This window comes from Exiguobacterium sp. N4-1P (assembly GCF_002214325.1).
In genome coordinates, this window is sequence record NZ_CP022237.1 from 14,355 (window position 1) to 29,787 (window position 15,433).

Here is a 15,433-nt window from a genome sequence, read left to right on the forward strand (position 1 = left end):
AGACTATACTAAAACGTAAGTAAGGAGCTATCAATCAAATTGTTCAAGGGGGAATTTAGAATGATGGAACGGCAACAAGGAACGGATCGTGTCAAAAGAGGAATGGCTGAGATGCAAAAAGGGGGCGTCATCATGGACGTCGTCAATGCCGAGCAAGCGAAAATCGCAGAGGCAGCCGGTGCCGTCGCCGTCATGGCACTCGAACGTGTCCCGTCTGATATTCGCCGAGATGGAGGTGTGGCACGAATGGCAGATCCGACCATCACGGAAGAGGTCGTAAATGCCGTCACGATTCCTGTCATGGCGAAATGCCGAATCGGCCATATCGTCGAAGCACGGATCCTTGAGTCGATGGGGGTCGATTTCATTGATGAGAGTGAAGTCCTGACACCGGCTGATGAAGAGTACCATCTGTTGAAGTCGACGTTTACGGTACCGTTCGTTTGTGGGGCACGCGATTTAGGAGAGGCGGCTCGCCGAATTGCGGAAGGTGCGGCGATGATTCGGACAAAAGGCGAACCGGGAACGGGTAACGTCGTCGAAGCCGTCCGGCATATGCGAAAAATTCAAGCTGAACTCAACCAGATTTTACATACGAATCCGGATGAGTTGATGACACGGGCGAAGGAGTGGGGTGCACCTTACGAAGTCTTACGGATGATTCAGCAAGAAGGGCGTCTACCCGTTGTTAACTTTGCTGCCGGTGGAATCGCGACGCCGGCAGATGCTGCATTGATGATGCATCTTGGAGCTGACGGTGTTTTCGTCGGTTCAGGCATTTTTAAATCGGAGCAACCGGAAAAATTTGCGAAAGCGATCGTCGAAGCCGTGACGTACCGGGATGACTTCGAACGAATTGCGTATCTCTCGAAAGGTCTCGGAACAGCAATGAAGGGGATTGATGTCACGTCGATGCCGTTTGAGGAACGGATGGCACCACGAGGATGGTAATCGGGGTACTTGGTCTACAAGGGGCAGTCAGGGAACATCTTGAGATGTTGGCATCGCTCGGTGTAAAAACACGAATCATCAAATCGGCGGAAGATTTAGAAGGAATCGCCGGACTTGTCTTGCCCGGTGGTGAGTCGACAGCGATGCGCCGATTGATTGATCGCTACGCCTTGCTTGTGCCCCTTCGACAAAAAATAAAGACGTTACCGATGTTCGGGACGTGCGCCGGGATGATTTTATTAGCGACGGAACTTGAACAAGGAGATGTTCACCTCGGGGCAATCCCGATGAAAGTGAAACGAAATGCGTTCGGTCGCCAAGTGGACAGTTTTGAAACGATGCTAGCCGTCGACGGAATCGGGGCGGACATTGAAGCTGTCTTTATTCGAGCCCCTTATGTCGAACGAATCGATCAAGCGACCCGCGTTCTCGCTCGCATTGACGACGAGATCGTCGTCGTCGAAACAGACATGCATCTCGCCTGTTCGTTTCATCCGGAATTAACGAACGATACCTGTTTGCATCGTTACTTTATTGAAAAAGTAAAACAGCAACGTTCGGTTCACGTCATCTAACGACAAAAAAAGTATCCTTCAGTTCAAGCTGTCGGATACTTTTTTTATGCTACACTGAGGGTATAAATGAATTGAAGGAGAGGAACGATGAAACGACTTTTCATACTCTTCTTGAGCGTCCTTTTACTGACGACGAGTCTACTCCCAGTGACGAGTTATGCCGAGGTACCGACGATCAAGGCAGAATCCTACATCATGGTCGATGCTGTGACCGGTAAAGTATTGTTAGAAGAACAAGCCGATTTGGCTTTACCTCCGGCTTCGATGACGAAATTGATGACACTTTACTTAGTCCGACGTCAAATCGAACAAAAGAAACTAAGCTGGAACAAAAAAGTTCAACCAAGCCAAAAAGTACTCAAATTAGCAGGCACACCAGGATTGGCACGGGTGCCGTTAAGCAATCGTACATATACCGTTCGTGAGCTCTATGATGCAGCGTTCATCAAGTCAGCTAATGATGCGGCTGTATTACTTGCTGAAGTCGTTGCCGGAATAGAACAAAAATTCGTCAAGCTGATGAATGAGACGGCGAATACATTTGGGATGGACAATACAGAATACTCAAATGCATCGGGACTCGATGCAGTCGATGCAGCCTTACCGGGGACGAACTTGATGACAGCGACCGACATTGCACTACTCGTCATTCGTTTTATTAAAGATTATCCCGATGTCTTAGATGTCACGAGTCGTTCTTCGATGAAACTGGATGGCATCACACTCCAAAACTCCGATAAGATGTTGAAAGATCAAAAGTACGCGTATCCCGGGATGCGTGGGATGAAGACAGGGACGACTGATCTTGCCGGATATTGTTTTGCCGGTGTCGCGACGAAAGATAACATGACGATCATTACAGTCGTCATGCGGACGACATCCGATCAAGCGCGGTTTGCAGAAACAAAAAAGTTACTCGATTATGGCTTCTCATCGTTTGAGCCGTTGACTTATTACGGAAAAGGCGAGCGGATTAAAGACGTCTTCCCGATTCGTGGTGCGGAAGAAACAGACTATGACGTCATCACGGATGCATCGCTTTACGTGACGGTGCCGAAGAACGCAGCAACCCGTCCACCCGTATTTACGTTTAATCTGACCCATGCTCCAATCAAGAATGGCGCAAGTGTCGGAACGGTTCAAGTGAAGGATGAAGGCATGTACTTGCCGGGGTTTGATGTGCCGAGATCACTTCTCTATAGTGCGGAGCGAATCGCTTTGGCGAGCTTCAAGACCCGTTTGTTCCGGGCGATTGCGGCCTGGTCTGATAAAATTGATGATGCGATTCGTAAACCGGGACTTGTCAATCTCAAACAGGATAGTGTAAAGTAGAGCTAATCTCATAACGATGCAATGAACGGACCAAGTAAAGGAATTTATTCTGTTAAGAGAGCTAGTGGTTGGTGTGAACTAGTCAGAAGGATGCCTTGAATCGAGCCGGATCGCACACCTTGCGAACAAGGTGCGGGTACGCCCGTTATCGCGTCTTTGAGTTGGCTAGTACGACTAGCAATGAGGGTGGCAACGCGGATCCAGGTGATTCGTCCCTCTTCGGTTTTTATACCGGAGAGGGATGGATTGCCTTTTTTTATTGAAAAAAAGGAGGAATACACATGATTGATATTAAACGTCTGCGTCAGGATTTTGACGCAATCCAAGAAAAACTTGCACACCGCGGAGAAGATTTAACGGACATGAATCGGTTCATCGCGTTAGATGAAAAACGTCGTGAACTGATTGCCCGGACCGAGGTCTTAAAAGCGGAACGAAATGACGCGACGAAAAAAATTGCAGAACTCAAACGCAATAAAGAAAATGCCGACGAGGCAATTGCCGCGATGCGAACTGTCGGAGATGAGATTAAAGGAATCGACGACGAGTTGCGCGAAGTCGAAGCGACGTTGAATCAACTGTTGCTTGGTATCCCGAACATTCCGCATGACAGCGTCCCGATCGGTTCTTCAGAGGATGATAATGTCGTCATCCGTGAAGTGGGTGATAAACCGGCCTTTGACTTCGACGCCGTCCCGCATTGGGATTTGATGGAGCAATTAAAAATCGTCGACGTGGAACGGGCAGGGAAAGTCACAGGAAGTCGCTTCGTTTTCTATCGTGGGGCAGGTGCACGTCTCGAACGTGCGTTAATCAACTTCATGATGGACATGCATCAAGATGAAAACGGCTATACGGAAATTTTACCGCCACTCATGGTCAACCGCGAATCAATGACAGGAACAGGTCAACTTCCGAAATTTGAAGAAGATGCGTTCAAAGTCGAAGAGACGAACTACTTCCTCGTGCCGACAGCGGAAGTGCCGGTGACGAACATGCACCGGGATGAAATCTTGGCAGCAAGCCAATTACCGATCGGTTATGCAGCATACAGCCAGTGTTTCCGCTCAGAAGCCGGATCTGCCGGCCGTGATACACGAGGCCTGATTCGTCAACACCAATTCAACAAAGTGGAGCTCGTTCGTTTCGTTAAGCCGGAAGAGTCTTATGAACAACTTGAACTGTTGACTGGTCAAGCCGAAGAAGTGCTTAAACGATTGAAATTACCGTATCAAGTCCTCAGCATGTGTACAGCGGATCTTGGATTCACAGCAGCGAAGAAATACGATATCGAAGTCTGGATGCCGAGCCAAGGCGTTTACCGCGAGATTTCTTCTTGTTCAAACTTTGAAGATTTCCAGGCGCGCCGGGCACAAATTCGTTTCCGCCGGGAAGCGAATGCAAAACCGGAATTCGTGCATACATTAAACGGTTCTGCGCTTGCTGTTGGCCGGACGGTCGCAGCCATCTTAGAGAACTATCAACAAGCAGATGGTTCAGTTATTATTCCAGAAGTACTTCGTCCATACATGGGTGGACTCAAAGTGATTCAAGCATAAGTAGAAAAGGGGGAGCCTTCCCCCTTTATACTTTTAAAAAGTTTTTTTAGAAAAGGTCTTTACAGAGTAAAACCAAGATGCTATTATAATTTATGTCAGGAAGGCAAGCACGTTACAATTTGCTCGATTATAAGTACGGAGGCGTACTCAAGTGGTTTAAGAGAACGGTCTTGAAAACCGTCAGGCGGCGAAAGCCGTGCGTGGGTTCGAATCCCACCGCCTCCTCCATTTCTTTTTTTTTACCTGAAAACTACATATAACTTGGAGGCGTACTCAAGTGGTTTAAGAGAACGGTCTTGAAAACCGTCAGGCGGCGAAAGCCGTGCGTGGGTTCGAATCCCACCGCCTCCTCCACTTCTTTTTTTTTACCCAAAAATAAATTTAACATGGAGTCGTACCCAAGCCCGGCTGAAGGGGACGGACTCGAAATCCGTTAGGGGTCGTAAGGCCCGCGTGGGTTCGAATCCCACCGACTCCGCTTATATCGAGCATCTCACATCGTGTGAGGTGCTTTTTTATTGCACCAAGATCCGTTCGCATGCTATGTTTTCCTACATGTAAAAAGGAAGAAGGAGCACTTGATATGACCAATACAAAAGAAACCTTACTCACTCACTATAAAGAAACGATGAACTTCGTCCGTGAACTCGAACACATCCCGGAAGACGCGTGGCGTAGCTCATATGCGGAAGGCAAATGGACGATTGCTGAAATCGTAGGTCACTTGTCACCGTGGGACCGCTTCATGGTGGCAGAACGTCTTCCATTCATGTTGGCGGACGAACCATTCCGTGTGAAGCCGAACAGTCAGGAAGTCAACGAAGAAGCGGCGAAGATGAGTCGCGAGCAGCAACGAATCTTAACGATTGATGAATTCTTAGTCAGCCGTGACCTATTAAGCCGGGCCGTTGATTTGATTCCGGAAGAACGTTTGATGGATACGTTCACTTCGAACGGGAAAACGATGATGATCGTCGACTTGCTTGGCGCGATGAAACAGCACGACTTACATCACATCGACCAAATCAAACAAGTAACAGCACGCTAAAAAAAGCCCTTCGACGACTGTCGAGGGGCTCAGGCTGTAGACAAAGTGCCATCGGGAGATCAAGCGTCTTTTTTCGTTGCTTTCCTCGGGCGAGGCGCAAGCCGTTGCTCCTTCGTCCTAACGGACAAGAGGCAGGGTCTTTCCTGCCTCTGAACGTGCGTTAAACACGCACTTTTCCCCGCAGGAGTCAACGAAACGTGACGCTTTTTAGGTAACACTATGACGAAAAGCCAGTCATGCAGACGGTTTAGGGCGCAATCCGTCTCGAATCGCTTAGAACCGCGAAAAGCAATCGGTCGCGACCCTGCAGCTTTGCTGTAGCGGCGCGGAAGATTGCCGCTTTGAAGACGAGGCGAGACAGGGAAGCGCGACCGGATTGTCTTTCGTTATCGCATGTTCACGCTTCATAAGAGTTTGTCTACACGCAAAAGCCCTTCGACGACTGTCGAGGGGCTTTTGAGGAATCAACGTGTTTTTGCAATCCGGGCGACTTCAAGTTGTTTATCGATTTTCGAGAGGATACGTTCAATCGACTCCGGTTCATTGAGAAGATCATATTCATCGATGGATAAACGAAGGACCGGACAAATCGTGAAGTTATTGATCCAGTTCGTATACCGTTCGTACATCTCTTCCCAGTACTCGATTGGTGTTTGCTGTTCCATCTCGCGTCCGCGGAGACGAATCCGGTCGAGCACCTGTTCAAACGATCCTTCCAGATAAATCAACAAGTCCGGATGCGGGAAAAATGGCGTCATGACCATCGCATCGAACAAACTGGAGTACGTTTCGTAATCCGTTGGTGACATCGTTCCTTTTTCGAAGTGCATCTTCGCGAAAATGCCTGTATCTTCGTAGATGGAACGGTCTTGGATGAAACCACCACCGTATTGGAAAATTTTCTTTTGTTCTTTAAACCGTTCCGCTAAGAAATAGATTTGTAAGTGGAAGCTCCAGCGCTCGAAATCGTGGTAGAATTTATCGAGATAAGGGTTCGTATCGACTTTTTCAAGAGATGTCCGGAAGCCGAGTGCGTCTGCTAGACCATTCGTGATCGTCGATTTTCCGATTCCGACCATTCCACCGATCGTAATGACGGCATCTGCCGGAATATTGTATTTTTCACGTAACTTCGAGTTCATGCGTGGTTCGCTCCTTCATATAATTCATTGCGGATTTTAGTTAAGACATAATCCAAGTCTTCTGGGCGTTTGACGAAGTCGAGTTCATCTCCGTTAAAACGGATGACTTTGACTTCCGGGTGTTTGATTTGATACTCCGTGACGAACGTTTCGTAGTCTGCTGCGAGTTGCTCGAGATAATCGCGTGACATGTGTTCTTCAACTTCACGTCCGCGTAAGGCGACGCGTTTCATCAGTGTATCGATACTCGCATTCAAGTAGATGACGGCATCCGGTTTTGGCATATCCGTCGTTAAGATCGAATAAATTTGTTCATATTTATCGATGTGCTCTACTTTGAGCGAGCGGTGAGCAAAAATCAGGTTTTTAAAGATATGATAATCAGCGACGACAGAGCGTTGTTTACTTAGGTAGTGACGTTCGATATCATCGAGCTGTTTAAAGCGATTGCATAAAAAGAACATCTCTGTTTGGAAACTCCATTCTTCGATGTCCTCATAGAACTTTCCAAGAAAGGGATTTTCTTCGACAATTTCGCGTAACATAGAAAATGAGAAATGATGACTGATGGCGTTCGCAAGTGAAGTTTTGCCTACACCAATCGGTCCTTCAACCGTTATGAACATATTCAATTACCCTCCGTTCAGCAAAGTGCAATTTATATTTTAGCACAAAGCAGGGACCCCTGCCGAAGTTTCAGAGGGAGAATTTTTGTAAAGATAGGGAGTGAGTAGAAGTGGAGCGACACGAATATTATATGGAGCTCGCGATTGGTGAGGCGAAAAAGGCGGAAGCCATCGGCGAAGTGCCGATTGGGTGTGTCATCGTCAAAGACGATCAAGTCATTGCGACCGGGTATAACCACCGGGAAACGAATCATCAGGCGACGGCACACGCCGAATTACTCGCCATCGAGCAAGCGTGTGAAAAGCTCGGAAACTGGCGACTGGAAGGGTGCGAACTGTATGTGACGCTTGAACCGTGTCCGATGTGTGCCGGAGCCATCATGTTATCGCGGATTGAACATGTCATCTTCGGAGCCGTTGATCCAAAAGGTGGTTGTTGCGGAACTTTGATGAACCTCATCCAAGATGAGCGCTTTAACCATGTTTCACGTCTGACGAGTGGTATATTAGAAAAAGAATGTGGTGAGTTGTTAACGGCGTTCTTTCGCGAACTTCGTGCGAAAAAGAAAGCAAAGAAACGTGCAATGGGTTGCAACAATTTAGACGAAACAGTATAATGAAAAAGCACTCGAACGGGTGCCACTAAAAAACGATAAATCATTTGCCGTGCTAGGTGGGGATGTAGCGGTTCCCTGTCACTCGCAATCCGCTATAGCGAGACTGAATTCCATATCGAGGGATATGATTGGTATGGTCTGCCTTACGTAAGTAGCGTTGACGTTTGAGTCCTGCGCAACAGATACCCATGAACTAGGTCAGGTCCGGAAGGAAGCAGCCTTAAGTGGTGCTCTCTGTGTGCCGCAGGAGTGCTTGAACTGAGCAGGCTGCGTGAGTAACGCATGTTGAACATATTTCAGAATATGGTGCGCGGCAGTTTAATTTTTATAAAACAAGTCTACAGCCGGTTTCGGTTGTAGACTTTTTTAGGTAGAATAGAACAAGGATCTTAAAAAAGAGGAGGCGCAAATTTGGCCTATCAAGCACTATACCGCGTGTATCGTCCGCAGCGTTTTGATGAAGTCGTCGGGCAAGCACATATCACTCGGACGATTCAAAACGCATTGATGGAAGAACGGATGTCACATGCCTACCTATTTTCAGGCCCGCGCGGAACGGGGAAGACAAGTCTTGCGAAAATCATCGCAAAAGCAATCAACTGTGAACACGCACCTGTAAAAGAACCGTGTAATGAATGCCCGACATGTCTCGCGATTACGGAAGGATCGAGTCCGGATGTGTTCGAAATCGATGCGGCTTCAAACAACGGAGTCGACGAAATTCGTGAAATCCGCGATAAGGTGAAGTACCCGCCTTCAGAAGCAGCCTATAAAGTTTATATCATCGATGAAGTGCATATGCTATCGACGGGAGCGTTCAATGCATTATTAAAAACGCTTGAAGAACCACCGGCACATGCGATTTTCATCTTAGCGACAACAGAGCCCCATAAAATCCCGGCGACCATCATTTCGCGTTGCCAACGTTTTGATGTCAAACGCCATGAAGTCGACCAACTAGTCGAACGGATGCAGTTCATCTTATCCGATCAAGAAATTGCCTACTCGGAGACGGCGTTACGGTTGATTGCACGCGCAGCAGACGGAGGAATGCGGGATGCCTTAAGTTTACTCGACCAAGCAGTCGCTTTCTCGAATGGGGATTTGACGGATGCTGCCGTACTCGAAGTAACGGGTGCCGTAGAAGACGAGGCGTTGCTCGCGATTGCAAACGCACTTCATAATCAGCAAGTCGATCAATTATTGCAGACACTTGAGCAGATGCAACGGGCAGGAAAAGACCTGAAGCGATTCGTCGAGGACCTGGTCTTCTTTTATCGGGATACGCTCCTGCTAAAAGCCTCACCGACGGCAGTCGATTTGTTAGAACGCGCCCGTCCGACAGAGGAATTCAAACAGTTCGTCGAAATGATTGAAGCGGAAACATGTTTCCATGTCATCGAACAACTGCATGATTGCCAACAACAGATGCGATTGACGAATCATCCACGTGTCTTAGTCGAGATTGCCTTCATCCAAATTACGGAACAGGGGCGTACGACGGGACAAATCGTCCAGTCATTGCAACAGGAAGTAAGAGAAATGAAGGAACAGATGCATCAGTTGAAAGCGAACGGTGTACCGGCAGCAGAAACAGTCGCGGCGCAACCAGCTAAACGGAAGCAAGGTCGTCCGACCGTGCGGATCGCGAAAGAGCGGATTCGACAAATGCTGATGCGAGCAGAAAAAGCACAATTGCTTGAAATCCAAGAGCGCTGGGATGCTATTCTAAAACTCATCTTAAAGCAAGATGGTCCGATCTATTCGCTTGTCCATGAAAGTAAACCCGTCTTGTGTTCGGGAGATACGTTATTGATTGAGTTTGATAACGGGAAGGGCTGGCATTTCGAACAAGTCATGACGAATGAACGAACGCGTTTCGTTATCGAAGAAGCCCTGTTTGAAGTATGTGGCGTCAAACGGGAGATTCTCGCAATTCTTGATCAAGACTGGAATGAATTAAAGGCAGAGTTTGTTGCAAAGCGAAATAGTAGTAATATAGAAGAGAAAGAGGTCGCTGAAGAATCGGAAAGCGATCGCTTATTATCCGAGACGCTTGGTCGTTTTGGTGATATCGTAGAATTTGAAGACTAATCTTACTTGAGGAGGAACAAATATGCGTGGTATGGGAAACATGAACAATATGATGAAACAAATGCAAAAGATGCAAAAGGATATGGCGAAAGCTCAGGAAGAACTTAAGGATTTGACAGTGACAGGTACAGCTGGCGGTGAAATGGTATCTGTCGTAGCTGATGGTCATAAAAATATCATCGACGTCATCATCAAAGAAGAAGTAGTGGATCCTGACGATGTCGAAATGATTCAAGATCTCGTCCTCGCTGCAACGAATGATGCATTGAAAAAAGTCGATGAACTTGTTTCAAGTAAAATGGGTAAATTTACGCAAGGTATGAACATGCCGGGAATGTTTTAAACTGTAGGGGGAAATCAATTGCAATATCCTGAAGCAATCAGTCGTTTGATTGAAAGTTTTACGAAGCTACCGGGGATCGGACCGAAAACGGCTGTTCGTCTTGCTTTTCATGTCTTAGACATGGAAGAAGATGATGTGTTGATGTTCGGGAAGGCACTCGTCAGCGCGAAGCGCGATATTTCTTATTGTAGCGTGTGTGGAAACATAACGGACAAAGATCCGTGTTATGTTTGTTCGGATAAACATCGTAATCGGACGGTTGTCTGTGTTGTTCAGGATTCGCGAGATGTGATTGCGATGGAGAAGATGCGAGATTATCAAGGGTTGTACCATGTACTCCACGGGGCGATTAGTCCAATGGAAGGGATTGGACCTGAAGACATTAACGTATCGAGTCTTTTGACACGTCTTCAAGAAGACGAAGCCATTACGGAAATCATCTTAGCAACGAATCCGAACATTGAGGGAGAGGCAACGGCGATGTACTTGTCACGTTTACTGAAACCGACGGGAATTCGTGTGACACGAATTGCACATGGTCTTCCTGTTGGGGGAGATTTAGAGTATGCGGACGAAGTTACATTATCCCGTGCGATGGAGGGAAGACGCGAACTATGAGTTGGTTTCGAAAAAAAATCCGAAACGAATACGATGAGCGTCTCCTTACAGAATTGTCTAAAGCAAAAGAAGACTACTTGATGAAACGTCATCTACTTGAGATTAGTTATGATGATTATGGTGATCTTGAAGCACAAATGAAATTAGCCGAGTCGTTGTATTTCTTCTATATAAGCGAAGCAAAACGAAGACGCGTTTCAATCATGATGAAGTGAACGAGTGAAGGCTGTGAGCCCGAGTGGTTTGCAGCCTTTAATCTGTTCTTAAAAAGAAGAATCGAAAAAAATGAAACTATTTTAATAAAACAGTTGTCATCCCCTAACTATCGTGGTATATTAATTCATGTCCTAAAGAGGACGCACGCTTGAAACGAACGAAAAAAACTTCTTTTAAAAAGTTGTTGACTTATCGTTCCAGACTTGGTATTCTAATTGAGTCGCCAAAACAGGCGCGGACGAACTTTGAAAACTGAACGATGAGGCAAAAAACGTATCTTCGGATACAAACAATGAATGAAGCGCAAGCTTCGTCAACGTGACTTTTAGTCACACAAACGAGCAAGTCAAACACTTTATGGAGAGTTTGATCCTGGCTCAGGACGAACGCTGGCGGCGTGCCTAATACATGCAAGTCGAGCGCAGGAAGCTCGCGGAACTCTTCGGAGGGAAGCAAGTGGAATGAGCGGCGGACGGGTGAGTAACACGTAAGGAACCTGCCTCAAGGATTGGGATAACTCCGAGAAATCGGAGCTAATACCGGATAGTTCTTCGGACCGCATGGTCCGATGATGAAAGGCGCATTTCCCTTTGAGTAATCAAGAAAGACCCCTCAGAGACGATGAGGTAGATAGGTCACGGGTGGAAGCATGGTGACATGCGGAGCTGAGTGATACTAATCGGTCGAGGCCTTGTTCTAGCAGATGATTTTGTTGATGACTTCAGTTTTGAGGGCGCGAGCCCGTCGTCTGGTGACGATAGCCAAGTGGTCACACCCGTTCCCATGCCGAACACGGAAGTTAAGCACTTGAACGCCGAAAGTAGTTGGGGGCTTCCCCCTGTGAGGATAGGACGTTGCCAGGCAATTGAAAAGGACCGATCTGCATCTTGCAGGTCGGTCTTTTGTATTTTAAAAACAAGAGGTGTATTTCATGAAAAGTCAGCTTCCAATCATTGAGGCACTTAAGCGACATGTCGAACGTAAGGCAACATCTTGGCACGTTCCTGGTCATAAAAATGGATCAATCGTATTAGGTCTACCTAGTTTTTTGGAATGGGATAAAACAGAACTAGCTGGCTTAGATGATTTTCACCATCCGACAGAAGCGATTCTAGAAGCAAAAGTATTGTTGCGTGAAGTCTATGATTCGGAAGATAGTCATTTTTTAATCAATGGTTCAACAAGTGGTAACTGGGCAATGCTTGCGGCTGTGACTAAACGAGGAGATCGCGTCTACGTTCAGAGAAATTCACATAAGTCGATTTTTAATGCACTCGAATGGTTAGGATTGTCTCCAATCTTCATGAGCCCTGAGTATGATGAAGAAACACAAATCGCCGGCAATGTTTCACGTGAAACATTAAAGGAAGCGTTAACATCTTATCCGGGTGGAGTCGCGGTATTTTTAACTTCACCGAGTTACTATGGAGAAACAGCAGCTATCGAAGAAATCGTAGCAGTGACAGCACGTTATAAAATACCATTATTAGTTGATGAGGCACATGGTGCACATTTTGGAGAAGCAGTTGGAATCCGTTCAGCCTTTGAACAGGGTGCTACAGCTGTCGTCCAATCTGCTCATAAGACGTTACCGGCATTAACGATGGGGGCTTGGATTCATGAGCGATTAACGGATGTACAACGTCGTAAGCTCCACCATGCACTCCAGTCGTTTCAAACATCAAGCCCTTCGTATCTCATCATGGCTTCACTCGATTATGCTCGATACTATCGACAGCAGTGGACGATTGATGAAATGGAAGAGGTCCGGAACAGTCATCAACTGTTCAAAGACGAACTCGACGGACTAGATGGAATGCATGCTTTTACTTTTGATGATTGGTCACGCGTGATTCTTTCCTATGAGGACTATTCCGGAGAACAGTTACTGGATGCATTAGCCAATGAAAAAATAGATGCAGAGTTTGCTTTAGCTTCATTTGTCGTCTGCATTTTACCTCTTCACAAATTATCGGAAACTGTCCGAACTCAGTGGTTAACACAGGTAAAAGATGCGATTGAAAAGTTGAAAATGAAAGGAATTCCCTCAAAAAGGTATATCGAGCAATCAATTATGGGTAAAATAAAAGTATCATCACTCGCTTGCCCACTGGATCAGTTAGAGGAGAGGGAATATCGGAATCTTCCGCTTCGTGAAACGATTGGTCAGATTGCACTTGAAACGATTATTCCATATCCGCCAGGTATTCCAGTCTTGTTGCGAGGAGAGCGTGTGACAAAAGAACAGATAGTATGTATTGAGCATCATATAGCCGCATCCGTCCATCTTCAGGGTGGAGAGTCTTTGCAAGAAGGTACGTTGCGTGTCATAGAGGAAGGGTTTGTTGAATGAAGGGAACGTTTATTACAGTCGAAGGACCAGATGGCGCAGGAAAAACGACACAGCTTCAATTGATGGCAGAAGCATTAAAAAAAGAGGGTTATCAGGTCATCATGACACGAGAGCCAGGCGGCACACGCGTTGGGAATGAAATCCGTTCGTTGATTCTGAATCCAGATTTCACGGAGATGGATGAAATGACAGAAATTTTATTGTATGCGGCGTCACGGGCGCAGCACGTCAATGAATTGATTCGTCCGTCACTTACAGCTGGGACTGTCGTTTTATGTGATCGTTTCGTTGATGCCTCGATTGCGTATCAAGGATATGGACTCGGGTATTCAATTGAACAGATCCGTAACGTCAATCAGCAAGCAACAGGAGGATTAACCCCTGATCGAACGTACTTGTTTGACTTGACGGTCATGGACTCGAAAAGACGAATGATTGAACGAGGGGCGCTTGACCGGATCGAGCAACGTGATGATGCATTCAGAGAGCGTGTCTATCATGGCTTTTTATCATTAGCCGCGTCAGAACCGGAACGCATTCGATTAATTGACGCCAATCAATCGATTGAAGCGGTCCAGTCGCTATTGTTAGAAGATGTGTTAGCCTATTTGAAGAAAAGGGAGAGATTATCATGAAAATGGTCATTACGATTGTTCAAGATAAAGATAGCTTACGTTTAGCAGAAGCGCTTGTTGAAAATGATTTTCGGGCAACCAAACTTGCGACGACGGGCGGCTTTTTAAAAGAAGGTAACACGACATTCATGATTGGGGTTCAAAGTGAACGTGTTGACGATTTGATGCGTTTGATCAAGAAAAATTGTTCGAGCCGCGATCAAATGGTCTCGCCGATCTCACCAATGGGAGGACACGCCGACTCGTATATTCCCTATCCGGTTGAAGTTCAAGTCGGAGGCGCGACAGTCTTTGTCTTGCCGATTGAAGGGTTTCATCAGTTCTGATGCGGACATTTCATGAGCTCGAACAAACACAATCTGTCATCTCGACGATTCTTCAAAATTCTTTACGAGCAAATCGAATCAATCATGCTTATATCTTTACGGGAGACTATGAGCCGCTTCTTTTGGAAGCGGCTCAATTGTTCGCCAAGAGTTTATTTTGTGAGCGGAAAGATCAAGTAGAGCCGTGTAATGAATGCCGAAGCTGTCGACGGATGGATAGCGGAAACCTTGTCGATTACTACCAGATTGAGCCAGATGGGGCAACCATCAAAAAAGAACAAATCCAGCAATTGATGCATGACTTGTCACTTCGGGGGTTAGAAGGGGATCGGCAAATCTATGTCGTGACGCAAGCGCACCGGATGACTCCGCAAGCAGCGAATAGTTTATTGAAGTTCTTCGAAGAACCGGGCGAAGGAAAAGTAGCGATTCTACTAACGAATCAACCGCAACTGTTATTACCGACGATTCGTTCTCGTGGACAACTGTTAAGTTTTCGACCGGCCGATCGTGTGATGATTGGACAAGTTTTATCGGATAAAACGTCCCGAGATGCGGAGTTAACCCAACTTGCAGCTCGCGTCTATTCAAAAATTGATGATGCGGAGCAAGCCTTAATCGAAGACTGGTTTGTAAATGCGCGAGCGTCAGTGTTACAATTGATGGAGGAATTAGCGAATCGTCCGGCAGATTTGCCTTTGTTCGTTCAAGAGAAGTGGATTAATCAATTTAAGAATCGGCAAGACGTCCGGATTGGTCTAGAACTCGTGACATGTTTCTTCGAAGATGCCTTGCATCTGAAGTTGAATCCATCATGGGAGATCATTACGTATACGAATAGCCGACCATTACTTGAGCAGATGGGTGGAAAGAGTCAGGCGACGATCACCCGCTGGTTGCAGGCAGTACTTGCAGCCGTCAAACGGGTCGAAGCGAATGTTAATCCTCAATTAACAGTTGAGCGTCTCATGTTTGACTTACAGAAAGGGTAGAGCGAT

16 protein-coding genes, 3 tRNA genes, 1 rRNA gene, 1 other RNA gene and 2 other annotated features are annotated in these 15,433 nt (G+C 46.5%); of the genes, 19 read left to right on the top strand and 2 right to left on the bottom strand.

Annotation, left to right across the window (positions count from 1 at the left end):
* Nucleotides 1-63 precede the first annotated feature (63 nt).
* The 8 genes from pdxS to A0126_RS15650 all read left to right on the top strand — a co-directional run bounded on the left by pdxS (nt 64) and on the right by A0126_RS15650 (nt 5,465).
* A complete protein-coding gene (pdxS, locus tag A0126_RS15615; protein WP_369834776.1) occupies nt 64-951 on the top strand; it encodes a pyridoxal 5'-phosphate synthase lyase subunit PdxS in 888 nt (295 codons plus the stop codon).
* Nucleotides 945-1,526, top strand: a complete 582-nt coding sequence (pdxT, locus tag A0126_RS15620) for a pyridoxal 5'-phosphate synthase glutaminase subunit PdxT (protein WP_088835954.1) — start codon at nt 945-947, stop codon at nt 1,524-1,526. The genes pdxS and pdxT overlap by 7 nt, the downstream gene beginning before the upstream one ends.
* Before the next feature lie 87 nt (nt 1,527-1,613).
* Complete coding sequence (locus tag A0126_RS15625) at nt 1,614-2,858, top strand: D-alanyl-D-alanine carboxypeptidase family protein (protein WP_088835955.1); 1,245 nt, start codon at nt 1,614-1,616, stop codon at nt 2,856-2,858.
* A gap of 12 nt (nt 2,859-2,870) precedes the next feature.
* Nucleotides 2,871-3,078, top strand: a binding site (T-box leader).
* A 61-nt stretch (nt 3,079-3,139) separates the two neighbouring features.
* Nucleotides 3,140-4,417: a serine--tRNA ligase gene (gene serS / locus A0126_RS15630; protein ID WP_088835956.1), complete on the top strand. Its 1,278-nt coding sequence runs from the start codon at nt 3,140-3,142 to the stop codon at nt 4,415-4,417.
* 137 nt (nt 4,418-4,554) lie between these two features.
* Nucleotides 4,555-4,645 (top strand) — tRNA-Ser (locus A0126_RS15635).
* 35 nt (nt 4,646-4,680) lie between these two features.
* Nucleotides 4,681-4,771 (top strand) — tRNA-Ser (locus tag A0126_RS15640).
* A 34-nt stretch (nt 4,772-4,805) separates the two neighbouring features.
* Nucleotides 4,806-4,895: transfer RNA gene (locus A0126_RS15645), tRNA-Ser, on the top strand.
* A 105-nt stretch (nt 4,896-5,000) separates the two neighbouring features.
* On the top strand, nt 5,001-5,465 hold the full coding sequence (locus tag A0126_RS15650) for a DinB family protein (RefSeq protein ID WP_157898458.1): 465 nt from the start codon (nt 5,001-5,003) through the stop codon (nt 5,463-5,465).
* A gap of 464 nt (nt 5,466-5,929) precedes the next feature.
* Here the strand turns inward: A0126_RS15650 and A0126_RS15655 are convergent, their stop codons facing one another.
* Nucleotides 5,930-6,607, bottom strand: a complete 678-nt coding sequence (locus tag A0126_RS15655; RefSeq protein ID WP_029332186.1) for a deoxynucleoside kinase — start codon at nt 6,605-6,607, stop codon at nt 5,930-5,932.
* Nucleotides 6,604-7,233, bottom strand: a complete 630-nt coding sequence (locus A0126_RS15660) for a deoxynucleoside kinase (protein WP_088835958.1) — start codon at nt 7,231-7,233, stop codon at nt 6,604-6,606. Before A0126_RS15660 ends, A0126_RS15655 begins: the two co-directional genes overlap by 4 nt.
* Nucleotides 7,234-7,343: 110 nt before the next feature.
* On the opposite strand from A0126_RS15660, the gene tadA reads away from it, so the two are divergent.
* The 11 genes from tadA to A0126_RS15715 all read left to right on the top strand — a co-directional run bounded on the left by tadA (nt 7,344) and on the right by A0126_RS15715 (nt 15,427).
* The gene (tadA, locus tag A0126_RS15665) at nt 7,344-7,850 is read left to right on the top strand and encodes a tRNA adenosine(34) deaminase TadA (RefSeq protein ID WP_088835959.1); all 507 of its coding nucleotides are present in this window, start codon (nt 7,344-7,346) and stop codon (nt 7,848-7,850) included.
* Nucleotides 7,851-7,897: 47 nt separating this feature from the next.
* An RNA gene (ffs, locus tag A0126_RS15670) (signal recognition particle sRNA large type) lies at nt 7,898-8,164 on the top strand.
* A gap of 97 nt (nt 8,165-8,261) precedes the next feature.
* Nucleotides 8,262-9,944 carry a DNA polymerase III subunit gamma/tau gene (dnaX, locus tag A0126_RS15675; protein WP_088835960.1) on the top strand — a complete coding sequence of 561 codons (1,683 nt, stop codon included), beginning with the start codon at nt 8,262-8,264 and terminating at the stop codon, nt 9,942-9,944.
* Nucleotides 9,945-9,966: 22 nt separating this feature from the next.
* Complete coding sequence (locus tag A0126_RS15680) at nt 9,967-10,287, top strand: YbaB/EbfC family nucleoid-associated protein (protein WP_012368932.1); 321 nt, start codon at nt 9,967-9,969, stop codon at nt 10,285-10,287.
* 18 nt (nt 10,288-10,305) lie between these two features.
* Entirely contained in the window at nt 10,306-10,905 is a 600-nt protein-coding gene (gene recR, locus A0126_RS15685) for a recombination mediator RecR (protein WP_029332190.1), read from the top strand.
* Nucleotides 10,902-11,120, top strand: a complete 219-nt coding sequence (locus A0126_RS15690) for a YaaL family protein (RefSeq protein WP_029332191.1) — start codon at nt 10,902-10,904, stop codon at nt 11,118-11,120. The genes recR and A0126_RS15690 overlap by 4 nt, the downstream gene beginning before the upstream one ends.
* Before the next feature lie 395 nt (nt 11,121-11,515).
* Nucleotides 11,516-11,812, top strand: a sequence feature (most likely nonfunctional fraction of RNA operon).
* A 56-nt stretch (nt 11,813-11,868) separates the two neighbouring features.
* A 5S ribosomal RNA gene (rrf, locus tag A0126_RS15695) occupies nt 11,869-11,984 on the top strand.
* 68 nt (nt 11,985-12,052) lie between these two features.
* Nucleotides 12,053-13,474 (top strand): aminotransferase class I/II-fold pyridoxal phosphate-dependent enzyme, encoded by a 1,422-nt coding sequence (locus A0126_RS15700; protein ID WP_088835961.1) that lies wholly within the window; start codon nt 12,053-12,055, stop codon nt 13,472-13,474.
* Nucleotides 13,471-14,109 (top strand): dTMP kinase, encoded by a 639-nt coding sequence (tmk, locus tag A0126_RS15705; protein ID WP_088835962.1) that lies wholly within the window; start codon nt 13,471-13,473, stop codon nt 14,107-14,109. The genes A0126_RS15700 and tmk overlap by 4 nt, the downstream gene beginning before the upstream one ends.
* A complete protein-coding gene (locus A0126_RS15710) occupies nt 14,106-14,435 on the top strand; it encodes a cyclic-di-AMP receptor (protein ID WP_029332194.1) in 330 nt (109 codons plus the stop codon). The genes tmk and A0126_RS15710 overlap by 4 nt, the downstream gene beginning before the upstream one ends.
* On the top strand, nt 14,435-15,427 hold the full coding sequence (locus A0126_RS15715) for a DNA polymerase III subunit delta' (protein WP_088835963.1): 993 nt from the start codon (nt 14,435-14,437) through the stop codon (nt 15,425-15,427). Before A0126_RS15710 ends, A0126_RS15715 begins: the two co-directional genes overlap by 1 nt.
* Nucleotides 15,428-15,433: the final 6 nt, after the last annotated feature.